This is a genomic window from Saccharopolyspora sp. NPDC045941 (genome assembly GCF_056431445.1).
On the sequence record NZ_JBWKKU010000063.1, the window covers coordinates 1 to 23161 of the forward strand.

Below are 23161 nucleotides of genomic sequence, written 5' to 3' on the forward strand. Positions count from 1 at the left end.
AAGACGATCTTGTGGTGAGACCTCTTCTACCAGGACCCCACGCCCACTCTCTTCAAACCCCCCAGCACGCACCACCTCAAGACCTCAGCCCCCATCCCACTGAGATCACCTCAATGGAAATCAGAGGTCCGATTTCCATTGAAATTGCGGAACGACCAGCACGACCCGGCGCGCATCGGCGTGGTTTCCCGCAGAACCGGCACCCGCGTCACGCGGGGCCGGGTATCCCCTGGAGTCGCGGGAGGGCGATCGCGAGCGCCGCGAGCCAGCCGAAGCCGACGACGAGGGTCAGGCGTTGGAGGAGGCCGCCGACCGGCATGAGCGCCGGATTCTGGGCGAATCCGGCGCCGGCCAGCGCGAATCCGATGAGGAACACGACCGCGGTGCCGATCGAGTAGGCGGCCCAAGCCCGATGACCGGTGCGGGCGAGACGGTAGCCGACCACGCAGCAAGCCGCGGGCAGCGCCGTGAACACCGGTGTCGAGAAGAGGTCGTGCAGCACACCGTGCGTGGTTCGCACGACGGTCACCGGCGGCGTGCCCGGCGGGTAGCCGCTGATCGGGTCCGCAGCGAAGAACCCGGCGCCGATCAACCCGGCTCCCACCAGCCCGATCAGCACCGGAGCCCAGCGGCCACCGCCCAGCCTCCGCAGCGCGGGCCGCAGTCCGACGGCGAAGGCGAGGAGCAGCAGGCCGGTGACGATGAAGTTCACCGCCTGCACCCAGCCGGACTCCCCGATCGACAGGGAACTCACCGGATGCCGCAGCGGGCTGTAGCCCGCCCGGAACGCGCCCTCCACCAGGAACAGCACGACGAACAGCACCGCGCCGACCGCACCGCAACCGAGCAAAGCCCGCTCGAAGCGCCGAATCCCCGCCATGGCGGCACAGCCTACGCCGGTGCTGCAATATCAATGAACATCCTGGCCAGGTGCGCGGCATCGCGCGCTGGACGGGGGTCGTGAGTGATTTTTCCGGCTCTAACCGGAATCCCCGCCCACGAGCACCACCGGCGTGTCGTCGCCCGACATGCCGACTCCTGTGGACAACTCCCGCAATTTCAATGGAAATCAGAGGTCTGATTTCCATTGAAATTGCGGACCTGACGTGTGTATGCCGCGTCTGCGGGGGTTTCGGGTCCTACCGGAGGGCTTCGCCCTTGCGGTCCGGTAGCAGGAACATCATCAGCATGTCCGCCGCGTACAGCACCGCGAGGAAGGCGATGGCGACCGCGAAGCTGGACGACTGGGCGATCAGCGCGAACACGATCGGCGCGAAGCCGCCGACCGCGCGCCCGAGGTTGAACAGCACGTTCTCGGCGGTCGCACGCGCCGCCGTCGGGTACAGCTCGGCCATCAGCGCCCCGTAGCCGCCGAGCATGCCGTTGACGAACACGCCCATGATCGCACCGCCGACCAGCAGCGCGTACTGATCGGTGAGCTGGCTGTAGCCCAGCACCGACAGGATCGCCCCGGCCTGGAAGATCCAGAACGTGCGGCGGCGGCCGATCCGGTCGGCGAGCTGCCCGAAGATCCACATGCCCGCGGCCATGCCCAGCACCGTCACCGCGGTCCAGGTGCCGGATTTGGTGAGGCTGAACCCGAACTGCTTGGACAGGTAGGTCGGCAGCCAGGTCATGATGCCGTAGTAGCCGAAGGTCTGCACCGAGCACAGCACCAGCAGCGCGATGCTCGACCGCGTCGTCCGCGCGTCGGCGAACAGCAGCCGCAGCGGGAAGCGCCGCCGTTCGCGCTCGATCTTGGTGAACGCCTCCGGTTCGGCGAGCCGGTTGCGGAGCACGAACGCGATCAACGCGGGGATCGCGCCGATCACGAACAGCGCCCGCCAGCCCCACGCGGTCACGATCGGCCCGGCCGCCAGCGTGCCGACCAGCACGCCCGCCTGGCCTCCGACGCCGACCAGCGACGTGGCCCGCGCCCGCATCTTCGCCGGCCAGGTCTCGGCGACCAGCGCCATGCCCACGCCGAACTCGCCGCCGAGCCCGACTCCCGCGATGAACCGGTAGATCGCCAGGTCGAGGTATCCCTGCGCCAGCGCGGTGAGGCCGGTGAACACCGCGAACAGGATCACCGACCAGGTCAGCGTCCGGACCCTGCCGAAGTAGTCGCCCAGGATGCCGAACAGCACGCCGCCGAGCACCGCACCGATGAGCGTCACCGTGGCCAGCGAGCCCGCCTCGGTCTGGGACAGCCCCACGTCGAGGCTGATCGCGGTCAGCGCGACGCCGAGGATGAGGTTGTCCATCCCGTCGATGCCGTAGCCGACCGCGGATGCGACCATTGCCTGCTTCGCGTAGCGGCTCGGTCGCTCATCGGAACTGTCCTGCTCGCGGGCAGGCGTCACCTGTCGGCCCATTCGACGACTCCTGGTCTGCGGAAGGGCACGGCGCGTTGCGGTGCTAGATTTTCGCCGTGCGGATGCCGGGCATCAGCATCCACCGGACTTCCCGGCGGGTAAAGGCCGAGGGCGCCCGACGAGGCGCGCATCACTCCCGCTTGGACAGTCCATATTGGACATACGACACTCTTCGGAGGACAGCTCATGGCGCGCCGAGCCGCGGACCCCTGGGACGGCGACCGGCCGCCGCACCTCCCGTGCCGCCGCGGGGAACTGCCGGAGATCTGCCTGCTGCCGGGCGATCCGGCGCGGGTGGACCTCGCCGCCGAGGTGCTGAGCTCCTTCCGCGTCCTCGGGCAGAACCGGGAATTCCGCGTCGGAACCGGGCTTTTCGACGGCGTCGAGATCGGCGTCTGCTCGACCGGGATCGGCGGCCCATCCACCGAGATCGCGCTCGTGGAGCTGGCCGGGCTGGGCGTGCGCACGGTGATCCGGATCGGAGGAATGGGTGCGATGCGCCCGGAGATCGAGCCCGGCACGCTCGGCATCGTGCGGCGCGCCCGGCGCGAGAGCGGCGCGGCGCGCCACTACCTGCCGGACGGGGACGCGGTGCCCACCCCGGCCGTCGCCGAGGCGCTGGCCACCGCCGCCCGGCGCCTCGCCCGGCCGTCCCGTCCGATCACCGTGCTGTCGACCGACTCCTACTACCTCGGCCAGGGCCGACCGCTGCCGCGCTGGGAAGACCGCGCCGCGGAACGCATCCGCGAGGTGGAGCGGTCCGGCGTCGACGGGATGGACATGGAGGCCGAAACCGTGCTCGCCGTCGGGCGCGCGGTCGGCTTGTCGGTCGGAGCGGTCCTCGCGGTGCACGCCAACCGCGCCACCGACGCGTGGCTGGAGGAGTACCGCGATCCGCAGCTGGACGTCGTTCGGGTCGCGGCGATCGCGGCCACCATCCTCGCCGGGCGGGACTCCGGCGAGCAAGACCTGCTTCCGGACTCCTGAGGGAGCGCTTCAGCCCGAAGGCACCCGGTGGCTTGCGGGTGGGCGATTTCGCGTGAAATCGCCGCCAGAGCAAGTGCCGAGCCTCCTCAGGGCACCGCCTCGACAGCGGGTCAGGCGGCGGTTTCGTAGGCGTGGGCGACGCGGTAGAGCGTCGCTTCGTCCCAGTGGCGGCCGATGAGCATCATGCCGATCGGCAGGCCGTCGCCGCTCCCGCAGGGCAGGCTCAGCGCCGGGTGGCCGGTCGCGTCGAACGGCGCGACGTTGCCGATCATCTCGAACGAGCGCCGCACGATCAGCTCGCGCGGGCCGTCCGCGGTCGGCAGCGGCGTCGCCTTCATCGGCAGCGTCGGCATGACCAGCACGTCGAACTCTGCCAGCGCCGCGTCGTAGGCGGCGGTCAGGACGCGAGCCAGGTTCTGCGCCTTCGCGTAGGTGGTGCCGCCGTAGCGGCGCCGGAACAGGTTCCCGGCCAGCATCGACGCCTTCAGCGATTCGCTGAACTCGTCGGCCCGGTCCTGCCAGCCGCGCATCGCGGTCATCAGGCTCGTCACGTACTCACCGCGCCAGTTCATGCCGAACCCGTTGCCCAGCAGCATCTCCCACGTCGCGGACCAGGCGAGGCTACGCAGGAGACCGCGCGCGGCGGTAGATCTTCCCGGGTGACAACGGGATCAGTGGTGGTGCGCGACCAGCTCGTGGTCGGCGCCCGCCGGGTGGGCGTGGATCGTCGCGCCGCCGAGCCGCAGCAGGGCGTGCCGCAGGCGGTGCTCGGCGTCGTGCGCGACGCGGTGCGCGTCGGCGAGACTGAGTTCCGGGGCGACGTCCAGTTCGGCCTCCGCGTGCAGTTCGTGGCCGATCCAGCGCATCCGCAGCCCGCCCACCGCGCGCACCCCGGGCGCACCGGCCAGCGCGAGCTCCGCCCGGCCGACCAGCTCCGGATCCACCGCGTCGAGCACCCGGCCGAGGACTTCCTTCGCCGAGCCCCAGAGAACCACTGCGATCGCCGCCGTGATCAGCAGACCGATCGCGGGGTCCGCCCAGCGCCAGCCGAGCGCGGCGCCGCCGGCCGAGCCGAGCACGGCGAGGCTGGTGAAACCGTCGGTGCGCGCGTGCAGGCCGTCGGCGACCAGGGCGGCCGAGCCGATCTCCCGGCCCACCCGGATGCGGTAGCGGGCGACCAGCTCGTTGCCGGCGAAGCCCAGCAGCCCGGCGGCCGCGAGCCAGCCCAGGTGCTCGACCTGCTGCGGGTCGACCATCCGCCGGATCGCCTCCCAGCCCGCCAGCGCCGCCGACGCCGCGATCACCGCGAGCACGACGAGTCCGGCTAGGTCTTCGGCGCGGCCGAGCCCGTAGGTGAAGCGGCGGGTCGCCGCGCGCCGGGCGAGCAGGAAGGCGACCGCGATCGGCACCGCGGTCAGCGCGTCGGCGAAGTTGTGCAGGGTGTCACCGAGCAGCGCGACGGAGCCGGTGAGGGCCACCAGCACGGCCTGCCCGATCGCGGTGACCAGCAGCGCCGCGAAGGAGATCCACAGCGCCCGCATGCCCTTGCGGCTGGCCGCCAGCGGTTCGTCCACGACGTCGGCGGCGTCGTGGCTGTGCGGCGTCACCGCGTGCTTCAACCCCGCCCAAGCGCTGCGGTGGCCGTGGCCGTGGCCGTGGTGCGGCGTGGAACCCACGTGACCTCCTCCGGTCCGGCGAGCGGGGCACCCCCGAACGATAGGCCGCCGACCAGGCATGCGACAACACTGCTACTGGGAATCAGTTGCAGGAGAATGCCTTTTGCGGAAGCCCATCACGTCCAAAGTGGACCTATCGCCGTCGGGAGTGCGGACCCGACGCACCTCCTTCAGCGGAGTCGGCGCACTGCGGCGCTGCCGCCGATCAGCAGGAGCAGCGCGACAAGGGCCCAGCGCCGCTTCTCCTCGGTGTCGTGGCCGACGGTACCGCCGCCCTGCTCCGGCGTCGTCGGCGTGTAGCCACCCGGTTCTGGCAGCGGCGGCAAGAGAGGCGGCGGGGGCGGAGCCGTTCTGCTCGGAGGCGCCGGGCGCCGGCTGGGCGGCGCCGAAGTCGGGGACGGAGTGGGCCGCGGCGTCGATGGCGTCGCGGATGCGGTCGTGGACGGCGGCGAGGTCGTCGGCGGCGGTTGGGGCGGCGAAGGCGGGGGCGGCGGTTGGGGCGATGGGACGCGAGTCAGGCATCCGGACGCGTCCGAGCCCAGCGTCGGCGGCAGGGCGGCCAGCTTCGCCACCGAACCGTCCCGGTCCACGCGGTACAGCCCGCCGGCCTCGTCGGCCGTGACGTACAGCGCCCGGTCCGGGCCGATCGCCACCGATCCGTAGGTGCTCGGCGGCAGGCCCGGCGCGTCGGCCAGCTCGGTGACCCGCCCGCTGACCGGGTCCAGCCGCGCGACCGCCGCCGTGCCCCGGTGGGTCATCGACACCCCGTACAGCTCGCCGTCCACCGGGTCGACGTCGAAGTCGCCGAACCCGAACGGCCAGTGCGGCGACCGGATCGCGGTCATCGCCAGCACGCTCAGGTAGGTCGGGCGGGTCGGGTCGACGTCCACCGCGTACAGGTAGGACCCCTGCCGCACGTACCAGCGGTTCCCCTTGACCGCACCGGCCGTCGGCGCGGTGAGCGGGTACCAGGGCGTGTCCGCGCGGCCGGCCCGCACCGGACCCAGGTCGTGCGTCCGGCCGGACCGGTCCAGCGTCACCACGTGGGCACCGTCCGGGAACGGACCGGACGCGGCCATGCCGTACACCAGACCCTGCGAACGGACGTACCCGAGCGCGTTCAGCCGGTGGTCCAAGGCTCCGATCCGGACGCTTTCCCCGGCGGGCAACGACACCCGGTACAGCGCGGAAGTCCAGCCCGGCGCAGAGTTCCGCACCTGCAGCACAGTGCATCCGGGAGCCGCGCCCGCGGACACCACCCACACCACCGACGCCGCCAGCACCGCGACCGCCGAGGCAGCCGACACGGCCGCGGCCCGCCACCACCTCAACTTCGACCGAGCCGCTCTAGCGCCCACAGGAACGCGTCCGGGCCGATCTGCGATCCGCCGCTGAACGGGTTCTGCAGCTGGAAGATCGCGAACAGCAGCAGCGCCAGCGCACCGGCCAATGTGGACACCAGCACGATGTGCGGGAACAACCTGGTGCCACCGAAGAGGTTCGGCAGCAGCACGCACACCACGCTGCCCAGGATCAGCACGAACCACACCACCGCGACCACGCCGCGGTCGAAGGCCCTCGTGACCCGCTCGTGCCGCTCCTCGTAGACCTGGCCGAGCTCCGTGATCGCCTCGGTCTTGCGGCCCTCCTCGAACTCTCCGTCGGCCGGCGCCTGCAGCACCGCCGCGCGCAGCCGGTCGAGCTCCGCCCAGCCCGGCCCGACCACCTGCCCGCCCTGCTGCATGACCGGCCACTCCTCGCCGACGACCGTCTGCAGGTACCGCACGCTGAGCTCGCGCGCCTCGTCCCCGGTCGGGGCGGGCAGCGAATCCACCGCCCAGGAAACCGAAACCAGGGCCTGCGCCTCGCGGTAGGCGCCCTCCCGCGCGTCGGTCACGGTGTCGAACAGCGTCACCAGCACGAAGGCGAGCACCACCGCTTGCAGGCCACTGACGATGGTGAAGACCTGCCCGGCCGCGTCGTTGTTGCTGGGGCGCCCCTCGTCCTGGCCGAGCCTGCGCACCAGGTAGCCGATCACCGCGGCGGCCACTGACGCGCTGAGCACCCAGATCAGACCGCTGAGGTAGATGCTCATTCCGCACCTCCGGCGGCGGATCCTCCGCGCACCACGACCTTTCTGGGTTCCGGCACCAGCAGGTCGCCGACGTTGCACCCGAGCACCGAGCAGATGATCTCCAGGTCGTCCAGCTTCAGGCTGGCCGGGGTCTTAGACCACAGCCCGGACATCTTCCCGGCGGAGATGACCAGCCCGTGCTCGGCCAGCTGCCGCTGCAGCTCGGTGGCCTTCCAGATGCCCCGCTGCGCCGCGACGAGCCGCAGGTTCCACTTCACGACGACATCTCCCCCCGACCTGCTCCGATCGACTGGACGCCGCACTCGCACACGATCCGCCGCCTCCCAAACTCGAGCCTGGACGCCGGTAACGCCCGGCCGACGAATTTTCAGAATTCCCGAAGAAGAACCGCCGAAGATCTCTGTTTCGACGTGGCCCGAACAGTACTACCGCACCACCGGAAAACAGATAACCCGATTCGTGGAATCCGGGATCACAGGATTCGTCGCCCACCCGGAGCAATCGCCCGCCGGAATATTCCGAATATCGCGCTCGCGATTGATGCACACGAGTCGCGAAACCACCGAATATCGGAACGAATGCGGCAGATGATCACGCTGCGTTCCACACAAGAGGCAATTCAGGTGATATCCGCAGTGCGACATTTGCGCCGGGTCTGACCGACACACGAAGCACGTTCGGGTGACTGTACGGTCGTGATCACTGGTGCTAACGTCGCCGTCGGCAACGAGAATCGATGCCGCAGAACCGGCGAGTATAACCACCGGGACATTTCAATTCGGACAACTCACAATTCCCTGAACAATCACGGTTCAGCATTTCCTGCTCGCCTCTTTACGAACAGAGATGATTGGTGGTATTGGCGTGACTGTGACGGAACCGCTCAACACCGACGACGGCGATGCGCCGCAGTTGAGCCTGAGCACGGCGGCGGCCCGGAACCTGGCCACCACGACCAAGTCCGTCCCGCAGATGCAAGGCATCACCTCGCGCTGGCTGCTGCGGATGCTGCCATGGGTGCAGGCCGCCGGCGGCGCGTACCGCGTCAACCGCCGCCTCAGCTACACCCTCGGCGATGGCCGGGTCACCTTCACCAACACCGGCGCCGAGGTCCGGGTCATCCCGCAGGAACTGCGCGAACTCCCGCTGCTGCGGGGATTCGACGACGACGCGGTGCTCGGTGCGCTCGCGGATCGCTTCGTGCAGCGGGAGGTCGAGCCGGGCCAGGTGATCGCCACCGCCGGCCAGGCCGCCGACCAGGTCGTGCTCATCGCCCACGGCAAGGTCAACAAGATCGGCACCGGCGAATACGGCGACGACACCGTGCTCGGCGTGCTCGCCGACGGCGAGTACTTCGGCGCGCACGTCCTGGCCGGCGACTCGACCACCTGGCAGGCGACCTACAAGGCGGTCACGCCCTGCACCGTGCTTTTCCTGCGCCAGCAGGTGTTCCGGGACATGAACGGCAGCTCCGAGGCGCTGCGTGAGCACATCCGCAACGCGCTGTCCGCCCCGAAGGGCGCGCACAACGTGCACGGCGAGGCGGACATCGAGATCGCCTCGGGGCACTCGGGCGAGCCGACGCTGTCCGGGACCTATGTGGACTACGAGCTCGCGCCGCGCGAGTACGAACTCAGCGTCGCGCAAACGGTTCTGCGGGTGCACAGCCGAGTCGCGGACCTCTACAACCAGCCGATGAACCAGACCGAGCAGCAGCTGCGGCTGACCATCGAGGCCCTGCGCGAGCGGCAGGAGGAGGAGCTGATCAACAACCGCGAGTTCGGCCTGCTGCACAACGCCGACCTCCGCCAGCGCATCCACACCCGCACCGGTCCGCCCACCCCCGACGACCTCGACGAGCTCCTGACGCTCGTGTGGAAGGACCCCGGGTTCTTCCTCGCGCACCCGCGGGCCATCGCCGCCTTCGGCCGCGAGTGCAGCAAACGCGGCATCTACCCGCAGAGCATCGATCTGGGCGGCCACCAGGTGCCGGCGTGGCGCGGCGTGCCGATCCTGCCGTGCAACAAGCTGCACGTCGGCGACACCCGCACCAGCTCCATCCTGCTGATGCGCACCGGCGAGGAGAGCCAGGGCGTCATCGGCCTGCACCAGACCGGCATCCCGGACGAGTACCGGCCCGGCCTGTCCGTGCGCTTCATGGGCGTCAACGAGCAGGCCGTCATCTCCTACCTGGTCAGCGCCTACTACTCGGCGGCGATTCTGGTGCCGGACGCGATCGGAGTGCTCGAACACGTCGAACTCGGCAGGGAGAGCTGAGCGACGCACAGCCCCCGGAGCGGGTGGCCGCGACCCGCCCGCTCCGGGCCCGCCGAAGACCTTTCCGCCGAGCAGCGCAAGGAGAAGTGACATCGTGACCGTGACAGAGCCGGACCTCGGCGTCGAGCAGGCCGCGCAGAGCCTCGGCACCGCGGCGGCGCGGAACCTGGCCTCCACGACCAAGTCCGTCCCGCAGATGCAGGGCACCACCTCGCGGTGGCTGGTGCGAATGCTGCCGTGGGTGGACATCTCGGCGGGCACCTACCGGGTCAACCGCCGGCTGACCTACGCCGTCGGGGACGGGCGGATCACCTTCACCAACACCGGCGCGAACGTGCGGGTCATCCCGCAGGAGCTCGGCGAACTGCCGCTGCTGCGCGGTTTCGACGACGATTCGGTGCTGGGCGCGCTGGCCGACCGGTTCGTGCAGCAGGAGTTCGAGCCGGGCCAGGTGATCGCCACCGCCGGCCAGGCCGCCGACCAGGTCGTGCTCATCGCGCACGGCAAGGTCAACAAGATCGGCACCGGCGAATACGGCGACGACACCGTGCTGGACGTGCTCGCCGACGGCGAGTTCTTCGGCGCGCACGTGCTGGCCGAGGACCAGGCCGCGTGGCACCACACGTACAAGGCGGTCACCCCGTGCATCGCCCTGACGCTGAACACCCAGGCCCTGCAAGCGGTGAACAACCAGTTCGACCGGCTGCGGGCGCACATCGCCGCCATCCGCGGCAACCCGGCGCCGGCGCAGAACAAGCACGGCGAGGCGGACATCGAGATCTCCTCCGGCCACTCCGGTGAGCAGACCCTCGCCGGGACCTATGTGGACTACGAGCTCGCGCCGCGCGAGTACGAACTCAACGTCGCGCAGGCGATCCTCCGCGTGCACAGCCGCGTCGCGGACCTCTACAACCAGCCGATGAACCAGACCGAGCAGCAGCTGCGGCTGACCATCGAGGCCCTGCGCGAGCGGCAGGAGCACGAGCTGATCAACAACCGCGACTTCGGCCTGCTGCACAACGCCGACCTCCGCCAGCGCATCCACACCCGCACCGGCCCACCCACCCCCGACGACCTCGACGAACTGCTCTCCCGCCGCCGCAAGACCCGGTTCTTCCTGGCCCACCCGCGGACCATCGCGGCCTTCGGCCGGGAGTGCAACCGGCGCGGCATCTACCCGGCGACCGCCGAGGCGGAGGGCCGCCAGGTGCACGCCTGGCGGGGCGTGCCGATCCTGCCCAGCGACAAGATCCCGATCAGCGATCGCGGCACCAGCTCGATCCTGGCGCTGCGCACCGGCGAGGACGACCACGGCGTCATCGGCCTCCAGCAGACCGGCATCCCCGACCAGTACCGGCCCGGGCTCAACGTCCGGTTCATGGGCATCAACGAGCAGGCGATCATCTCCTACCTGGTCAGCGCCTACTTCTCCGCCGCGGTCCTGGTCCCCGACGCCCTCGGCGTGCTCGAGAACGTCGAAATCACCCGCTGACACCGCGTTCGGACGCGGCGAACCACCTCGTGACCGGTGCTCGAAACGAGTCCGGAACACCGCACCGTCCTCTTGGACACACCGCCACGCAAAGCGAGCCTGGAATTACCGCTTTTTGTCGAAGGGAAGTCGGATGGCCACGATTCAGCAGGACGCCAACCGGGCGGGTACGGCCTACGAAGCGCTCACGCGCAGCCGCACGATGGTCGAGCCCGCCCTGCGGGCCGCGGTCGACCGGTTGCCCACTCGCATGCAGCAGATATCCGGCTACCACCTCGGCTGGCTGGACGAGCGCGGCAACCCGGTCCGCGCCGACCGGGGCAAGGCGCTGCGGCCCACGATGGTGCTGCTCTCCGCCGCCGCCGTCGGCGGCGATCCCGCGGCTGCGGTGCCCGCGGCCGTCGCGGTGGAGCTGGCGCACAACTTCTCGCTGCTGCACGACGACGTGATGGACGGCGACGTCACGAGGCGACATCGTCCGACGGCGTGGACCGTGTTCGGCAGCGGCCCGGCCATCCTCGCCGGCGACGCCCTGCTGTCGCTGGCCTCCGACGTGCTGGGCGCGTGCCGGCATCCCGAGGCCGCCGCCGCGGTGCGGACGTTGAGCACCGCCGTGCTGAACCTGATCAACGGCCAGACCGCGGACCTCGCCTTCGAGGACCGGCGCAACGTGGAACTGGCCGAGTGCCAGCGGATGGCCCGGGACAAGACCGGGGCGCTGCTGGGCTGCGCCTGCGCGCTGGGCGCGACGTTCGGCGGCGGATCGGCCGAGCAGATCGCCCGGATGCGCAGCTACGGCGAGCGACTGGGCCTGGCGTTCCAGCACGTCGACGACCTGCTCGGCATCTGGGGCGATCCGGCGATCACCGGCAAGCCGGTGTTCTCCGACCTGCGCACCCGCAAGAAGACCCTGCCGGTGGTCTCCGCGCTGACCTCCGGCACGCCGGCCGGTCAGCGGCTGGCCGCGATCTACCTCCGCGATCAGCCGCTGTCCGGCAGTGACCTGGCCCAGGCCGCGGAGCTGATCGCGCTGGCCGGCGGCCGCACCTGGAGCCAGCACCAGGCCGACGACCTGCTCGCTTCAGCCCTCAGCGACCTGCGCCGCTGCGACCCGGCGCCGCGCGCGGCCGAAGAACTCGACGCTCTAGCCCACCTGGTCACCCGCCGCGACCACTAGAGAGTGTGCCCAATGCGATTTGCGTAGCGGTGCGGGCAGCGGAACCTCAGGGGCCGCCTCACTCCGGGATCCCCGACTGTCCAATACACGGCGCCGGGGCCGTCCTCGCGAGGCGCCCCTGAGAACCCGCGGCGGCGCAAGCTGAGTCCCGCACCGCAAGCGGCTACCGCCGCTTCAAAACAGACACTGACGCCCGGTGCCGAACCGACCGCGGGGCGCGGCGGTCCGGCACCGGGGTTCAGCCGACCGACATTGGAGTGCAGTCATGCCGAGTCAACAGCGCACGGTGCTGCTCGCGGCGCCGCGCTCGTTCTGCGCCGGAGTCGACCGCGCCATCGAGATCGTGGAACAGGCGCTCGCGCTCCGCGGCGGCCCGATCTACGTCCGCAAGCAGATCGTGCACAACACGCACGTGGTCGCCGACCTGGAGGACCGCGGCGCGGTGTTCGTCGAGGAGCTCGACGCGGTGCCCGACGGCGCCACCGTGGTCTTCTCCGCGCACGGCGTTTCCCCCGCCGTGCGGTCGGAAGCGGACCGGCGCGGCATGGCGGTCATCGACGCCACCTGCCCGCTGGTGGCGAAGGTGCACGCCGAGGCGCGGCGGTTCGCAGGGCGCGGCGACACCCTCCTGCTCATCGGCCACAGTGGACACGAAGAGGTGGAGGGCACGCTCGGTGAGGTGCCCGGCCAGACGGTCCTGGTGGAGTCCGTCGAGGACGTCGCCGACGTCGAGGTGCCGAACCCGAAGCGGGTGTCTTACCTGACGCAGACCACCCTCGCCGTCGACGAGACGGCCGGCATCGTCGCCGCGCTGCGCGACCGCTTCCCGGCGCTGCGCGGCCCGTCGTCGGAGGACATCTGCTACGCCACCACCAACCGGCAGGACGCGCTGTCGGCGATCGCCGGGGAGTGCGACCTGGTGCTGGTGGTCGGCTCGGCCAACTCCTCGAACTCCCAGCGCCTGGTAGAGCTGGCGCGTCGCCAGGGGACGCCTGCCCACCTCATCGACGACGCCGGCGACATCCAGCCGGCCTGGCTGTCCGGCGTCGGCACGATCGGCCTCACCGCGGGCGCCTCGGCCCCGCCGGGCCTGGTCGAGGACGTCATCGACCACCTCGCCCCGACCACGGTCATCGAGCACGAGATGACCCGGGAGAAGGTCCACTTCGAACTCCCGGCGCCCCTGCGCTGAGGGCGTTCCAGAACGAAGGTGCGGACGCTCGTGAGACCTGGCCGCCCCCACCGCAGGCGACGATTTCGCGCGAAATCGCCAGCCTGGCCGGCACCGGGCACCTTCGGGAGGAGCTGGTTCGAAAGGACTCCCAAGTCACTCCTGCCCCGTGAAGCGGCGGGTTTCCGGCGGTGCCCAGCCGGGATCGCCGGTCCGGGCGAAGCGTACCCACGCCCCGTGCATGCACTCGGCCAGCGCCGCGGACGGCTCCGCCGGGCCGAGCAGTCCACGGGGGCCGCGCAAGGCGGGAAGGTCCAGGCGGTCGAACACGTACGGCAGTTCCACCGCGTGCGCCGCGCCGAGAGTTCCGTCCACTGCGGACGATCGCCAGGCGAACTCGTAGGTGTAGGTCGGGCCCCGCCCGCGTGCCGCGTGCGCCTCGGCGAGCCGGCGGCTTCCCGCCCCGAACAGCGCGTCGCCCATGATCGCCGAACGCAGCTCGCCGGGGCTCGCTCGCGGGTGCCGCGCCCGGTGCTGAGCGACCAGCGCGGCGGGGTCGGCGTGCACCCGGGCCGCGACGTCGTGCACGTCATCGTCGGTCGAGGTAGTCGTTCTTCCTTGCGGCGCAAGGTAGAGATTGCCCTCCTCGGTGTTCGTGCCGACGATGAGCGCGACCTCGGCGCCGGCCCCGTCTGCCACTGCTTCGGCGGGCTGGCGGTCCAGCACCAGGCTGAACGCGCTGAGCCCGAGCAGCGGGTCGAACCGGGTGCTGGTCCGCAGGTCCAAACCGCCGAGCGGCGCGTCGACGAACCGTTCGTCCGGCACCCGGGCGAAATCCGCGACGGTCGGCTCGATGCCCAGTGCGTCCGCTGCGGCGCGCGTGACCCGAGCCGCCTGCTCCCTGGAGAACGCGCCCAGCCCGTTTCCGCTCTGCACGATGGCGCGGTGGAACAGGCCCTCCGCTTCCGGACTGGCGAGAACACCGCTCGTGATCGTCGCGCCGGCGGACTGGCCGAACAGCGTGACGTTGCCCGGATCGCCGCCGAATTCGGCGATGTTGTCCCGCACCCAGCGCAGCGCGGCCACCACGTCGAGCAGTCCGCGGTTGGCCGGCGCGCCGGGGAGGTCGAGGAACCCCGGGATGCCCAGCCGGTAGTTGAGGGCCACCAGCACCACGCCGTCGCGGGCGAAAGCCGTTCCGTCGTGCAGCGGCGAGCGGGTGGAGCCGGTGATGAACCCGCCGCCGTGCACGAAGACCATGACCGGGCTGTTCCGGGCGTCCGGCGGCGCCCACACGCTGACGGTCAGGTAGTCCTCGCCGCGAATCCAGCCGGGCCCGAAGTAGGGCGACATGTTGAGCGCCCCGAAGCCGTCCCGGCGCGGTTGGGGCGCGGTCGGCCCGGGCAACGTCGCGTCCCGGACGTGCTGCCACGGTTCGTGCGGCGCCGGCGCGGCGAACCGGGCGGCGCCGGTCGGCGGTGCGGCGTAGGGGATGCCGAGGAAGACGTGCGCGTCGCCGTCGGCGCGGCCGCGGACGGCTCCCGCGGTGGTGGTGACGATCGGGTCGGACACCCGTTTCTCCTGTTCTTCCGTCAGATTCGGGCGAACGGGGCCCATCCCCCGATGGCGAACCGGTCGCCCTCGCGGACGACCTCGGCACCGCCGTGACCGCCGAGGTGCGCGGGCAGCACCAGCGCGTTCGCGTCGGCGGCCCAGCCGAGCAGCCGCCGCCGCGTGGCCCTGGCCCGGGCCGGGTCCTCGCAGAAGCAGCTGTTGGTGTCGGGTTCGACGAACTGCAGGGCGGTGTGCAGCAGATCGCCGACGAACAGCGCGCGGTCGCCGCCGGATTCGAGCGTGACCACCGACGAACCAGGGGTGTGCCCGGGCGCGAGGTCCAGCCGCAGGTTCGCGTCGATCCGGTAGCCGTCCTCCCACAGCACCGCGAGCCCGGCCTCGTGCACCGGCGCGACGCTGTCCTCGAAGACGTTCTGGTTGCCGCGGCCCAGGTTCGGCCGATGGCCGTTCGCCGGGTTCCAGAACTCGAAGTCGGCCCGGGGCATGAGGTAGGTGGCGTTGGGGAACGTCGGCACCCAGCTGCGGCCGTCGAGGTAGGTGTTCCAGCCGACGTGGTCCACGTGCAGGTGCGTGTTGATCACCAGGTCCACGTCCTCCGGCCGCACCCCGGCCCTGGCGAGATCGCCGAGGAAGTCGGTGTTCAGGTGGCTCCACACCGGCGAGTACGGCCGCTCCTTGTGGTTGCCGACGCCGGTGTCGACCAGGATCGTCCTGCCCTCGCTGCGCAGCAGCCACGTCTGGATGGCCGACATGCAATCGCCGGTGTGCGGGTCGAGGAAGTCCGGGGCGAGCCAGGGAGCGTTCCAGGCGCCTTCGGGACTCTCCGGGAAGAAGGTGTCCGGCGGCATCTCGACCGGACCGAAGTACTCCACGACCCGGGTGATCGTGACGTCGCCCAGCACGATTTCGCGCATGTTCCCTCCGGGGTGTTCGCTGGTGTTCCGTCCACCGTGCGACCCCGGTGCGCCGACCGGCCAGACCCGTGTTCGCCTACCCCCGGCAGGGTCAGGCTCACCGGCCGAGCGCGGCGGATACTGCGGGTATGGGTGTTCCTGGCTTGCTGGGCGAGTTCCTCCGGGCACGGCGTGCGCGCCTGCGCCCCGACGACGTCGGCCTGCCCGAGTTCCACGAGCGGCGACGCGTGGCGGGGTTGCGGCGGGAGGAACTGGCGCAGCTGGCCGGGGTGAGCGTGTCCTATTACACGCGCCTGGAGCAGGGCCAGTCGGTCAACGCCTCCGACGCGATCCTGGATGCCCTCGCCGGAGCCCTGCGGCTCGACGAGCACGAGCGCGAACACCTCCACCAGCTCGCCGCGCAACGTCCCCGGCCGCAGCGCCGCCCTCCGCTGGAACGGCTCGACCCCTTGACCCGCGACCTGCTGCGGTCGTTCGGGGCCGTGCCCGCGCTGGTCCTCGGCAGGCGGACCGACGTGCTGGCCTGGAACGCGCTGGGCCACGCACTGCTGGCCGGGCACCTCGACCGAACCGCTCCGGAACGCCCGGCGGACCGGCCGAACCTGGCCCGGATGCTGTTCCTCGACCCGCACACCCGCGACCTCTACGCGGACTGGCAGCGCAAGGCGCGCGCCGTGGTCGGCAACCTCCGGCAGGTCGCGGGGCGGCATCCCGAAGACGCCCTGCTGGCCTCGCTCGTCGGCGAACTGTCCATGAAGAGCCCGGAATTCGCGGCGCTGTGGAGCGATCACCGAGTCAAGCCCTGCGAAGCGGACGAATACGAGCTGCGTCATCCGCTGGTGGGCGCGCTCGCGGTCGCGCAGCAGATCCTCGTGCCGGCCCGCTCGCCGGAGCAGTCCGTGGTCGTGGTCACGACCGCGGACGGCTCCGGTGCGGAGAACGCGATCAAGCTGCTCGCGATGCGTACGCGGGATTAGCGTGCGTCTCAGCTCTCCGCGCCGCGGCGGCGGAAGGCGCCGATGATCGCGGCCGCGAGGGCGGCCACGACGAACGACGTGAGCGCGGCGCTCATCCACGCCGGGACGGTGAAGCCGAGCGCGTCCCGCAAACCGGTCCACAACTGGCTCCACCAGCCGAGTTCGCCCGGGTTGATCAGCTGGAACGCCGCGAAGCCCAGGAACCAGGCCAGCAGCATGCCCCAGCGGGACGGGGCCTGCGCGGACAGGTCGTAGCTGCGGCGGCGGCCGTGCAGGAAGTAGTCCACCGCCAGCACGCCGAACATCGGCACGAACACCGAGCCGATCAGCAGCAGGAAGTTCGAGAACTCCGCGATGTCCAGGGTCAGCGCGAGCAGCGTGATCAACGACCCGATGATCACGCACAGCACCCGGCGGTCGGCGCTGGGCCGCAGGTTCTGGATGGAGACCGCGGTCGAGTAGGTGTTGGCGAAGGACTGGTCGACCTCGCGCAGCACCAGGATGCCGAAGAAGATCACCCCGAGCGGCACCGCGAGCATCGGGTCGAACACCTTGTCCGCGTCGCCGGCCACCATCGCCAGCCCGATCAGCCCCAGCAGGTAGCAGGCGATCTGGGTGACCGAGTAGCCCACCGTCGCGGCCGTGAACGCGCCGGACACCGACTTCGAGTGCCGCGAGTAGTCCGAGGCGACCGGGATCCAGGACACCGCGACCGCCAGCGCGGCGTCCGCGCCGGGCCAGAAGCCCTGCCAGGAACCGGTGTTCATGTCCGGCAGCGGCTGCCGCAGCAGCTGGACGAAGAAGTACACCATCGCGATCGCCACCGCGATGCTGACGTAGCGGCGCAGCAGGCGCAGCGCGCCGAGCGGGCGCAACGTGAGCACGGTGGTCAGCGCACCGGCCACCAGCACGTACAACCAGTGCGGGCCGCCGCCGAACAACGCCTCCGCGCCCTGCGCGATGACCAGGAGTTCGAAGGTTCCCCAGCCGATCAGCTGCAGGATGTTCAGCACCGTCGGCAGGTACGACAGCTTGGTGCCGAACAGGCCGCGCAGCAACATCATCGCCGGGGCGCCGGTGCGTGCTCCCGGAACGGCCGCGAGGCCGACCATGATGCTGCCGATCACGGTGCCCACCACGCACGCGGTGACGGCGGCGGCGAACGACAGCTGCGGCACGCCGGCCGGCGCGAGCACGGCCAGCGCGCCGCTGAAGCCGAGCAGGCTCACCCCGAGGTTGCCCCAGAACGCGCCCTGGTCGAGCACGCCGAGCGTCTTCGGTGCCGGTTCGTCCAGGGTGTGCGGAACTTCGGCACGATCGACGTCAAGCGCCATCAACAGCTCCCTACGCCGGCATTATCCGGACAGGTTCTGCGGTCGGTGGCGCTGTGGTGCCACCCTCTCAGCCCGGTGCGCCCGAGCTCCCGCGTGGATTGAGTCGGCGACACCCTACCCCGATCAGGTGACCGATGCCAGCCGGGTCACCGACGGCGGTTGCCGAACAGGCCGCGGGTGATCTCCCGCCCCAGCGCGCTCGCCGCCGAGCGGAAGAACGACCGCACCGCGGGATTGTCCATCGCCTTCTCCAGGAATCCCGACGCTTCCGACTTTTCCGGTACTCCAGACTTTTCCCGCGTCTCGGGCGCGGCGGCGACCTTCTTCGCCAGGAGTTCGTAGGCGGATTCCCGATCGACGGTCTGCTCGTACTTCCCGTGCAGATCGGATGAAGCGGCGGCGGCTCGCACCGCGTCCTCGCCGATCGCGCCCATCAGCGAGCGGGGCGCGCGGAGCCGCGTCCACGCGACCGGCGTCGGCGCACCGGTCTCGGAGAGCACCGTCACGATCGCCTCTCCGATGCCCAGCGACGTCAGCGCCTCGTCGAGCTCGTAGTGCTCGGTCGTCGGGTAGGTCTTCACCGTGCGCGCCAGGGCCTTCTGGTCGTCCGGGGTGAACGCCCGGATGGCGTGCTGGACCCGGGCGCCCAGCTGGGAGAGCACCGCGTTGGGCAAGTCAGTGGGCAGCTGCGTGCAGAAGAACACGCCCACCGCCTTGGACCGGATCAGCTTGACGGTCTGCTCGATGCGCTCCAGGAACGCCTTGGACGCGTCGCTGAACAGCAGGTGCGCCTCGTCGAAGAAGAACACCAGCTTCGGCCGGTCCAGGTCGCCGGCCTCCGGCAGCTCCTCGAACAGCTCGGCCAGCAGCCACATCAGGAACGTCGAGAACAGCACCGGGTCGGCCTGCACGTCGTCGAGCTCCAGCAGGTTCACCACGCCCCTGCCGTCGACCTGCCGGAGCAGGTCTGCGACCGCCAGCTCCGGCTCGCCGAAGAACTCGTCCCCACCCCGGGCCTCCAAATTGGACAGTGCCCGCAGGATCACGCCCGCGCTGGCGGCCGAGACCCCGCCGATGCCCTTGAGCTCGGCCTTCCCCTCGTCGCTGGTCAGGTACTGGATCACCGAGCGCAGGTCCTTGATGTCCAGCAGCGCCAGCCCGCGCTCGTCGGCCCAGTGGAAGATCAGGCCCAGCGTCGACTCCTGCGTCGCGTTCAGGCCGAGCACCTTCGCCAGCAGCAGCGGCCCGAAGCCGGTCACGGTCGCGCGGATCGGCACGCCCCGACCGCCGGTGCCCAGCGACAGGAACTGCACGGGGAACGCCGCGGGCCGCCAGTCATCGCCGACCTCGGCGGCGCGGGCCGCCACCTTGCCCCCGCCCTCCCCGGGAGCGGACAGGCCGGAGAGGTCGCCCTTGACGTCGGCCAGCAGCACCGGCACGCCCGCGTCGGACAGCTGTTCGGCCAGCAGCTGCAGCGTCTTCGTCTTGCCCGTGCCGGTCGCGCCCGCCACCAGGCCGTGCCGGTTCATCGTCGCCAGCGGGATCCGCACGGCGGCAGCGGCATCCACCGAGCCGTCGACGACCACCGCGCCCAGCTCGACCGCCGCGCCTTCGGTCGCGTAGCCCGAAGCGATCTCCTGTGCCGCGTTGCCCGCCACCGCGCCCTCCGATCCTCGCCGGTTCCCACCAGCTCGACGCTAAGCCGCCGGGGACCCGTCCGGGCGACGCGCCACCCGGACGAGCGATACCAGCAAGGGCCGGTATTGACCTCGACCTTGGTGTAACTCCTAGCCTCGGGAACAGCGGAACACGACGAGGAAGGCGAGAACACCATGCCCGTCCAGCTCAACCACACCATCGTCGCCACGTCCGACAAGGTCGCCCACGCTCGGTTCGTGGCCGACCTGCTCGGCCTCCCGGACCCGGAACCGTTCGGCCCGTTCATGTGCGTCCAGACGTGCAACGACGTCACGCTGGACTACCTGGAGACCGACGAGAAGATCGTCCCGCAGCACTACGCGTTCCTGGTCAGCGACGAGGAGTTCGACGAGATCTTCGGGCGGATCAAGGCGCAGGAGCTGCCGTACTGGGCCGACCCGGCGCACCAGGAGGCGGGTGAGATCAACACCCGGGACGGCGGTCGCGGCGTCTACTTCGACGACCCCGACGGCCACGTCCTGGAGATCCTCACCAAACCCTACGGCAGCGGCCGGTAGCAGATTCCCCCTGGTCAAGCACGGAGAGCGCGTTGGGCCGCGGCAGCCGCCCAGCGCGCTCGCGCGCGCGTGCTCCGGGGGGATGGGATCTTCCGCCGAATCCGGTTAGAGTGTGGTCAGACCACCTGTCAGGACCATGGCGTTCCCGTCGCCGGGCGGTCGAAGGCGGAGGAAAGGAGCCACCGTGAGCGTGCCCGAACTCGATCGTCTCCGGCAACGGATCGGCGCGGAGGAGGCCCTCGTGGTGGCGTTCTCCGGCGGCGTCGACTCGGCGCTGCTGGCGGCCGTGGCGCACGAGGTGCTCGGTTCGCGGATGCTCGCGGTCACCGCCGTCTCGCCCAGCCTCGCCGCCGACGAACGCCGGCAGGCCAAGGAGTTCGCGCGCGGCCGCGGCTTCGCGCACATCGAGGTCTGCACCGACGAGGCCGACCGCCCCGAATACGCCGCGAACGACGGAAACCGCTGCTACCACTGCAAGTCCGCGCTGTTCGACGCGCTGGAGCCGCTAGCGGCCGCCATGGGTGCCGGCATCGCGCTGGGCACCAACCTGGACGACCTCGGCGACCACCGGCCCGGCCAGCAGGCAGCCGCGCAGCGCGGCGTCATCGCGCCGATGGTGGACGCCGGGCTCAGCAAGGAAGCGGTCCGGCGGGCCAGCCAGGAACTCGGACTGTCCACTGCGGACAAACCGGCGGCGGCGTGCCTGGCCTCGCGCGTCGCCTACGGCGACCCGGTGACGCCCGAGGTGCTCGGCCGCATCGAGGAAGCCGAAGCGGCGATCCACCGCCTCGGCTTCGAGGTGTGCCGAGTGCGGGCGCACGGCCAGGGCACGGTGGCCCGGCTGGAGGTCCCGGCGGCCGACATCGACCGGGCCGCGGCGCGGCGCGAAGAGCTGGACCGCGCGGTGCGCGAGGCCGGTTTCCAGTTCTGCGCGCTGGATCTGGCGGGATTCCGAAGTGGACGGATGAACGTCCTGCTGCCGCTGCTGCCCGCCCGGACCGCCTCATGACCGGGTTCACCGATCTCGGGTACGCGCGGGTCGACACCGACCGGGAATCCCGGCAGGGCCTCCCCGAGGTCGTCTACGCGCCCGGCAAGCAGCCCGCGGAGATCGCCGGCATCGTCGCCGAACTCCTCGCCCGGGGCACCGGCCCGGTGCTGGTGACCCGCGTCGAAGCCGACGTCGCCGCGGAGATCGAGGTGCCCGGCGGCACCTACCACGAGACCGCGCGGCTGCTGGTGTGGCGACCGGCGGCGGCCGGGGCGTTCCGGGTCTGCATCGCCACCGCGGGCACCTCGGACTGGCCGGTGGCCGCCGAAGCCGAAGCGGTGGCGGCCGCGATCGGGCTGTCCACCGAGGTGGTCCGCGACGTCGGGGTGGCCGGGATCCACCGGCTGCTGGCGGCCCGCGACGAGCTCGACCGTGCCGACGCGGTGATCGTGGTGGCGGGCATGGAGGGCGCGCTGGCCAGCGCCGTCGGCGGGCTGGTGGCCTGCCCGGTGATCGCGGTGCCGACGTCCACCGGTTACGGCGCGGCCCTGGAGGGCGTGACGGCGCTGCTGGCCATGCTGACGTCCTGCGCGGCGGGCCTGACCGTGGTCAACATCGATTCCGGGTTCGGCGCCGCGATGGCCGCGCACCGGCTGGCCCAGGTGGTGGCGAAACCGCGATGATCCTCTGGCTCAACCCCGTCACCGGCGTCTCCGGGGACATGCTGCTCGGCGCTCTGCTCGGCCTCGGCGCGCCGCTGGACCGGGTGCGCGCGGCCGTGGAGTCGACCGGCCTGCCGGGCTGGCGGCTGTCCACCGAGCAGGTGCAGGTCAACGGCATCGCGGCGACGAAAGCGGTGGTGGACGTCGACGACACCAGCACCGAACGGCACGCCTCGGAGCTGATCGCGCGAGTCCGGCAGGCCCGGCCCGAACCCGTGGCGGAGCTGGCCGCCGCGGCGATCACGGCGATCGCCGAGGTGGAAGGAGCCCTGCACGGCGAGCACCCGGACGACGTGCACCTGCACGAGATCGGCGGGCTGGACACCGTGGTGGACACCGTCGGCGTGGCCGCCGCGCTGCACGCCCTGGGCATCACGACCGTGCATTCCGCGCCGCTGGCGCTGGGCAGCGGAACGGTGCGGTGCAGCCACGGCGTGCTCCCGGCGCCCGCCCCGGCGACCCTGCGGCTGCTGCGCGGCGCGGCCGTCGTCGGCACCGACCTGCCGGGCGAGACGGTCACGCCGACCGGCGCGGCCCTGCTGCAGGCGATCGGCACCCGCTTCACCCCTCCCCCGGCGATGACCGTGCAGGACACCGCCTACGGCGCGGGCACGCGCCGGTTCCCCCAGCGCCCCAACGTGCTTCCGGCGACGCTCGGGGTGCCGCTGGGCGCCGGACCGGCCGAGCCGATGGTGGTCCTGGAGTGCAATGTGGACGATGTGACCGGCGAGGTGCTGGGGCACGTGATCAACCGCGCGCTGGAGCGCGGCGCGGCGGACGCCTGGACGACGCCGGCGACGATGAAGAAGTCCCGCCCGGCCCAGGTGCTGCACGTGCTGTGCCGCCCGGAGCTGGAATCCGGGCTGTCCGACCTGGTGCTGGCGGAAACCGGCAGCCTCGGGATCCGCCGCCACGCGGTGGACCGCCGAGCCCTGCCCCGCCGGACCACGACGGTCACGGTGCAAGGCCACCAGATCCGCGTCAAGCACGGCCCCCACCACGCGAAACCGGAGCACGACGACGTCGCAGCGGCAGCGGCGGCCCTGGGCCGCCCCCTCCGAACCATCGCAACCGAAGCCCTCGCGGCCGCGCGGCGAGACACCTGAAAAACATCGTTTCCGCTGGTCAGGCACCGTGTCTACGTCGTGTTGCCAGAGCGACACCAAGTGCACACGGGCGTGG

General features: G+C 71.2%; 21 protein-coding genes and 1 riboswitch. Of the genes, 10 read left to right on the forward strand and 11 right to left on the reverse strand.

Going from position 1 to position 23161, the window contains the following annotated elements; all coding sequences use genetic code 11:
• Positions 1 to 208: 208 nt before the first annotated feature.
• Positions 209 to 880, reverse strand: coding sequence for a DUF998 domain-containing protein (locus AC07FN_RS35830; protein ID WP_478399633.1), 672 nt, complete (start codon positions 878 to 880; stop codon positions 209 to 211).
• Positions 881 to 1139: 259 nt separating this feature from the next.
• Positions 1140 to 2375, reverse strand: coding sequence for an MFS transporter (locus AC07FN_RS35835; protein ID WP_478399634.1), 1236 nt, complete (start codon positions 2373 to 2375; stop codon positions 1140 to 1142).
• Positions 2376 to 2561: 186 nt separating this feature from the next.
• On the opposite strand from AC07FN_RS35835, the gene AC07FN_RS35840 reads away from it, so the two are divergent.
• Entirely contained in the window at positions 2562 to 3362 is an 801-nt protein-coding gene (locus AC07FN_RS35840; protein ID WP_478399635.1) for a nucleoside phosphorylase, read from the forward strand.
• A 110-nt stretch (positions 3363 to 3472) separates the two neighbouring features.
• On the opposite strand, the gene AC07FN_RS35845 is transcribed toward AC07FN_RS35840, so the two are convergent.
• The 5 genes from AC07FN_RS35845 to AC07FN_RS35865 all read right to left on the reverse strand — a co-directional run bounded on the left by AC07FN_RS35845 (position 3473) and on the right by AC07FN_RS35865 (position 7390).
• A complete protein-coding gene (locus AC07FN_RS35845) occupies positions 3473 to 3958 on the reverse strand; it encodes an amidase family protein (RefSeq protein ID WP_478399636.1) in 486 nt (161 codons plus the stop codon).
• A 75-nt stretch (positions 3959 to 4033) separates the two neighbouring features.
• The gene (locus AC07FN_RS35850; RefSeq protein ID WP_478399637.1) at positions 4034 to 5038 is read right to left on the reverse strand and encodes a cation diffusion facilitator family transporter; all 1005 of its coding nucleotides are present in this window, start codon (positions 5036 to 5038) and stop codon (positions 4034 to 4036) included.
• 170 nt (positions 5039 to 5208) lie between these two features.
• Positions 5209 to 6345 carry a DUF6923 family protein gene (locus tag AC07FN_RS35855; RefSeq protein WP_478399638.1) on the reverse strand — a complete coding sequence of 379 codons (1137 nt, stop codon included), beginning with the start codon at positions 6343 to 6345 and terminating at the stop codon, positions 5209 to 5211.
• Positions 6346 to 6365: 20 nt separating this feature from the next.
• Positions 6366 to 7133: a bestrophin-like domain gene (locus AC07FN_RS35860; RefSeq protein ID WP_452613138.1), complete on the reverse strand. Its 768-nt coding sequence runs from the start codon at positions 7131 to 7133 to the stop codon at positions 6366 to 6368.
• A complete protein-coding gene (locus AC07FN_RS35865) occupies positions 7130 to 7390 on the reverse strand; it encodes a helix-turn-helix domain-containing protein (protein WP_132495597.1) in 261 nt (86 codons plus the stop codon). Before AC07FN_RS35865 ends, AC07FN_RS35860 begins: the two co-directional genes overlap by 4 nt.
• A 589-nt stretch (positions 7391 to 7979) precedes the next feature.
• On the opposite strand from AC07FN_RS35865, the gene AC07FN_RS35870 reads away from it, so the two are divergent.
• The 4 genes from AC07FN_RS35870 to ispH all read left to right on the forward strand — a co-directional run bounded on the left by AC07FN_RS35870 (position 7980) and on the right by ispH (position 13271).
• A complete protein-coding gene (locus tag AC07FN_RS35870; RefSeq protein WP_478399639.1) occupies positions 7980 to 9410 on the forward strand; it encodes a family 2B encapsulin nanocompartment shell protein in 1431 nt (476 codons plus the stop codon).
• 94 nt (positions 9411 to 9504) lie between these two features.
• Positions 9505 to 10902 (forward strand): family 2B encapsulin nanocompartment shell protein, encoded by a 1398-nt coding sequence (locus tag AC07FN_RS35875; protein ID WP_478399640.1) that lies wholly within the window; start codon positions 9505 to 9507, stop codon positions 10900 to 10902.
• A gap of 133 nt (positions 10903 to 11035) precedes the next feature.
• The gene (locus AC07FN_RS35880; protein ID WP_478399641.1) at positions 11036 to 12079 is read left to right on the forward strand and encodes a family 2 encapsulin nanocompartment cargo protein polyprenyl transferase; all 1044 of its coding nucleotides are present in this window, start codon (positions 11036 to 11038) and stop codon (positions 12077 to 12079) included.
• 265 nt (positions 12080 to 12344) lie between these two features.
• Positions 12345 to 13271, forward strand: a complete 927-nt coding sequence (ispH, locus tag AC07FN_RS35885) for a 4-hydroxy-3-methylbut-2-enyl diphosphate reductase (RefSeq protein ID WP_478399642.1) — start codon at positions 12345 to 12347, stop codon at positions 13269 to 13271.
• A 135-nt stretch (positions 13272 to 13406) separates the two neighbouring features.
• Here ispH and AC07FN_RS35890 read toward each other — a convergent pair whose 3' ends face one another.
• Both AC07FN_RS35890 and AC07FN_RS35895 read right to left on the reverse strand, forming a co-directional pair.
• The gene (locus AC07FN_RS35890) at positions 13407 to 14822 is read right to left on the reverse strand and encodes a carboxylesterase/lipase family protein (protein WP_478399643.1); all 1416 of its coding nucleotides are present in this window, start codon (positions 14820 to 14822) and stop codon (positions 13407 to 13409) included.
• Positions 14823 to 14842: 20 nt separating this feature from the next.
• On the reverse strand, positions 14843 to 15739 hold the full coding sequence (locus tag AC07FN_RS35895; protein ID WP_478399644.1) for an MBL fold metallo-hydrolase: 897 nt from the start codon (positions 15737 to 15739) through the stop codon (positions 14843 to 14845).
• A 128-nt stretch (positions 15740 to 15867) separates the two neighbouring features.
• Here AC07FN_RS35895 and AC07FN_RS35900 point away from each other — a divergent pair, with 128 nt between their 5' ends.
• Positions 15868 to 16716 (forward strand): helix-turn-helix transcriptional regulator, encoded by an 849-nt coding sequence (locus tag AC07FN_RS35900; RefSeq protein WP_478399645.1) that lies wholly within the window; start codon positions 15868 to 15870, stop codon positions 16714 to 16716.
• Between the two features lie 8 nt (positions 16717 to 16724).
• Here AC07FN_RS35900 and AC07FN_RS35905 read toward each other — a convergent pair whose 3' ends face one another.
• Positions 16725 to 18050: a purine-cytosine permease family protein gene (locus AC07FN_RS35905; protein WP_478399646.1), complete on the reverse strand. Its 1326-nt coding sequence runs from the start codon at positions 18048 to 18050 to the stop codon at positions 16725 to 16727.
• A riboswitch (TPP riboswitch) is annotated at positions 18041 to 18153 on the reverse strand. Its footprint overlaps the gene before it by 10 nt.
• A 43-nt stretch (positions 18154 to 18196) precedes the next feature.
• Positions 18197 to 19708 (reverse strand): helicase HerA-like domain-containing protein, encoded by a 1512-nt coding sequence (locus AC07FN_RS35910; RefSeq protein WP_478399647.1) that lies wholly within the window; start codon positions 19706 to 19708, stop codon positions 18197 to 18199.
• A gap of 174 nt (positions 19709 to 19882) precedes the next feature.
• On the opposite strand from AC07FN_RS35910, the gene AC07FN_RS35915 reads away from it, so the two are divergent.
• From AC07FN_RS35915 to larC, 4 genes are all read left to right on the forward strand, one after another.
• Positions 19883 to 20266, forward strand: coding sequence for a VOC family protein (locus AC07FN_RS35915; protein ID WP_478399648.1), 384 nt, complete (start codon positions 19883 to 19885; stop codon positions 20264 to 20266).
• Positions 20267 to 20450: 184 nt separating this feature from the next.
• Entirely contained in the window at positions 20451 to 21275 is an 825-nt protein-coding gene (gene larE / locus AC07FN_RS35920) for an ATP-dependent sacrificial sulfur transferase LarE (protein ID WP_478399649.1), read from the forward strand.
• Positions 21272 to 21940 carry a nickel pincer cofactor biosynthesis protein LarB gene (gene larB / locus AC07FN_RS35925; RefSeq protein ID WP_478399650.1) on the forward strand — a complete coding sequence of 223 codons (669 nt, stop codon included), beginning with the start codon at positions 21272 to 21274 and terminating at the stop codon, positions 21938 to 21940. The genes larE and larB overlap by 4 nt, the downstream gene beginning before the upstream one ends.
• Positions 21937 to 23085, forward strand: coding sequence for a nickel pincer cofactor biosynthesis protein LarC (larC, locus tag AC07FN_RS35930; protein WP_478399651.1), 1149 nt, complete (start codon positions 21937 to 21939; stop codon positions 23083 to 23085). Before larB ends, larC begins: the two co-directional genes overlap by 4 nt.
• Positions 23086 to 23161: the final 76 nt, after the last annotated feature.

What these genes read in the sequence shown, in the direction of transcription:
- AC07FN_RS35830 (WP_478399633.1), bottom strand. Translation starts at nt 880, where the DNA reads ATGGCGGGGATTCGGCGCTTCGAGCGGGCTTTGCTCGGTTGCGGTGCG.
- AC07FN_RS35835 (WP_478399634.1), bottom strand. Translation starts at nt 2,375, where the DNA reads ATGGGCCGACAGGTGACGCCTGCCCGCGAGCAGGACAGTTCCGATGAG.
- AC07FN_RS35840 (WP_478399635.1), top strand. Translation starts at nt 2,562, where the DNA reads ATGGCGCGCCGAGCCGCGGACCCCTGGGACGGCGACCGGCCGCCGCAC.
- AC07FN_RS35845 (WP_478399636.1), bottom strand. Translation starts at nt 3,958, where the DNA reads ATGCTGCTGGGCAACGGGTTCGGCATGAACTGGCGCGGTGAGTACGTG.
- AC07FN_RS35860 (WP_452613138.1), bottom strand. Translation starts at nt 7,133, where the DNA reads ATGAGCATCTACCTCAGCGGTCTGATCTGGGTGCTCAGCGCGTCAGTG.
- AC07FN_RS35870 (WP_478399639.1), top strand. Translation starts at nt 7,980, where the DNA reads ATGATTGGTGGTATTGGCGTGACTGTGACGGAACCGCTCAACACCGAC.
- AC07FN_RS35880 (WP_478399641.1), top strand. Translation starts at nt 11,036, where the DNA reads ATGGCCACGATTCAGCAGGACGCCAACCGGGCGGGTACGGCCTACGAA.
- ispH (WP_478399642.1), top strand. Translation starts at nt 12,345, where the DNA reads ATGCCGAGTCAACAGCGCACGGTGCTGCTCGCGGCGCCGCGCTCGTTC.
- AC07FN_RS35895 (WP_478399644.1), bottom strand. Translation starts at nt 15,739, where the DNA reads ATGCGCGAAATCGTGCTGGGCGACGTCACGATCACCCGGGTCGTGGAG.
- AC07FN_RS35900 (WP_478399645.1), top strand. Translation starts at nt 15,868, where the DNA reads ATGGGTGTTCCTGGCTTGCTGGGCGAGTTCCTCCGGGCACGGCGTGCG.
- AC07FN_RS35905 (WP_478399646.1), bottom strand. Translation starts at nt 18,050, where the DNA reads ATGGCGCTTGACGTCGATCGTGCCGAAGTTCCGCACACCCTGGACGAA.
- AC07FN_RS35915 (WP_478399648.1), top strand. Translation starts at nt 19,883, where the DNA reads ATGCCCGTCCAGCTCAACCACACCATCGTCGCCACGTCCGACAAGGTC.
- larB (WP_478399650.1), top strand. Translation starts at nt 21,272, where the DNA reads ATGACCGGGTTCACCGATCTCGGGTACGCGCGGGTCGACACCGACCGG.
- larC (WP_478399651.1), top strand. Translation starts at nt 21,937, where the DNA reads ATGATCCTCTGGCTCAACCCCGTCACCGGCGTCTCCGGGGACATGCTG.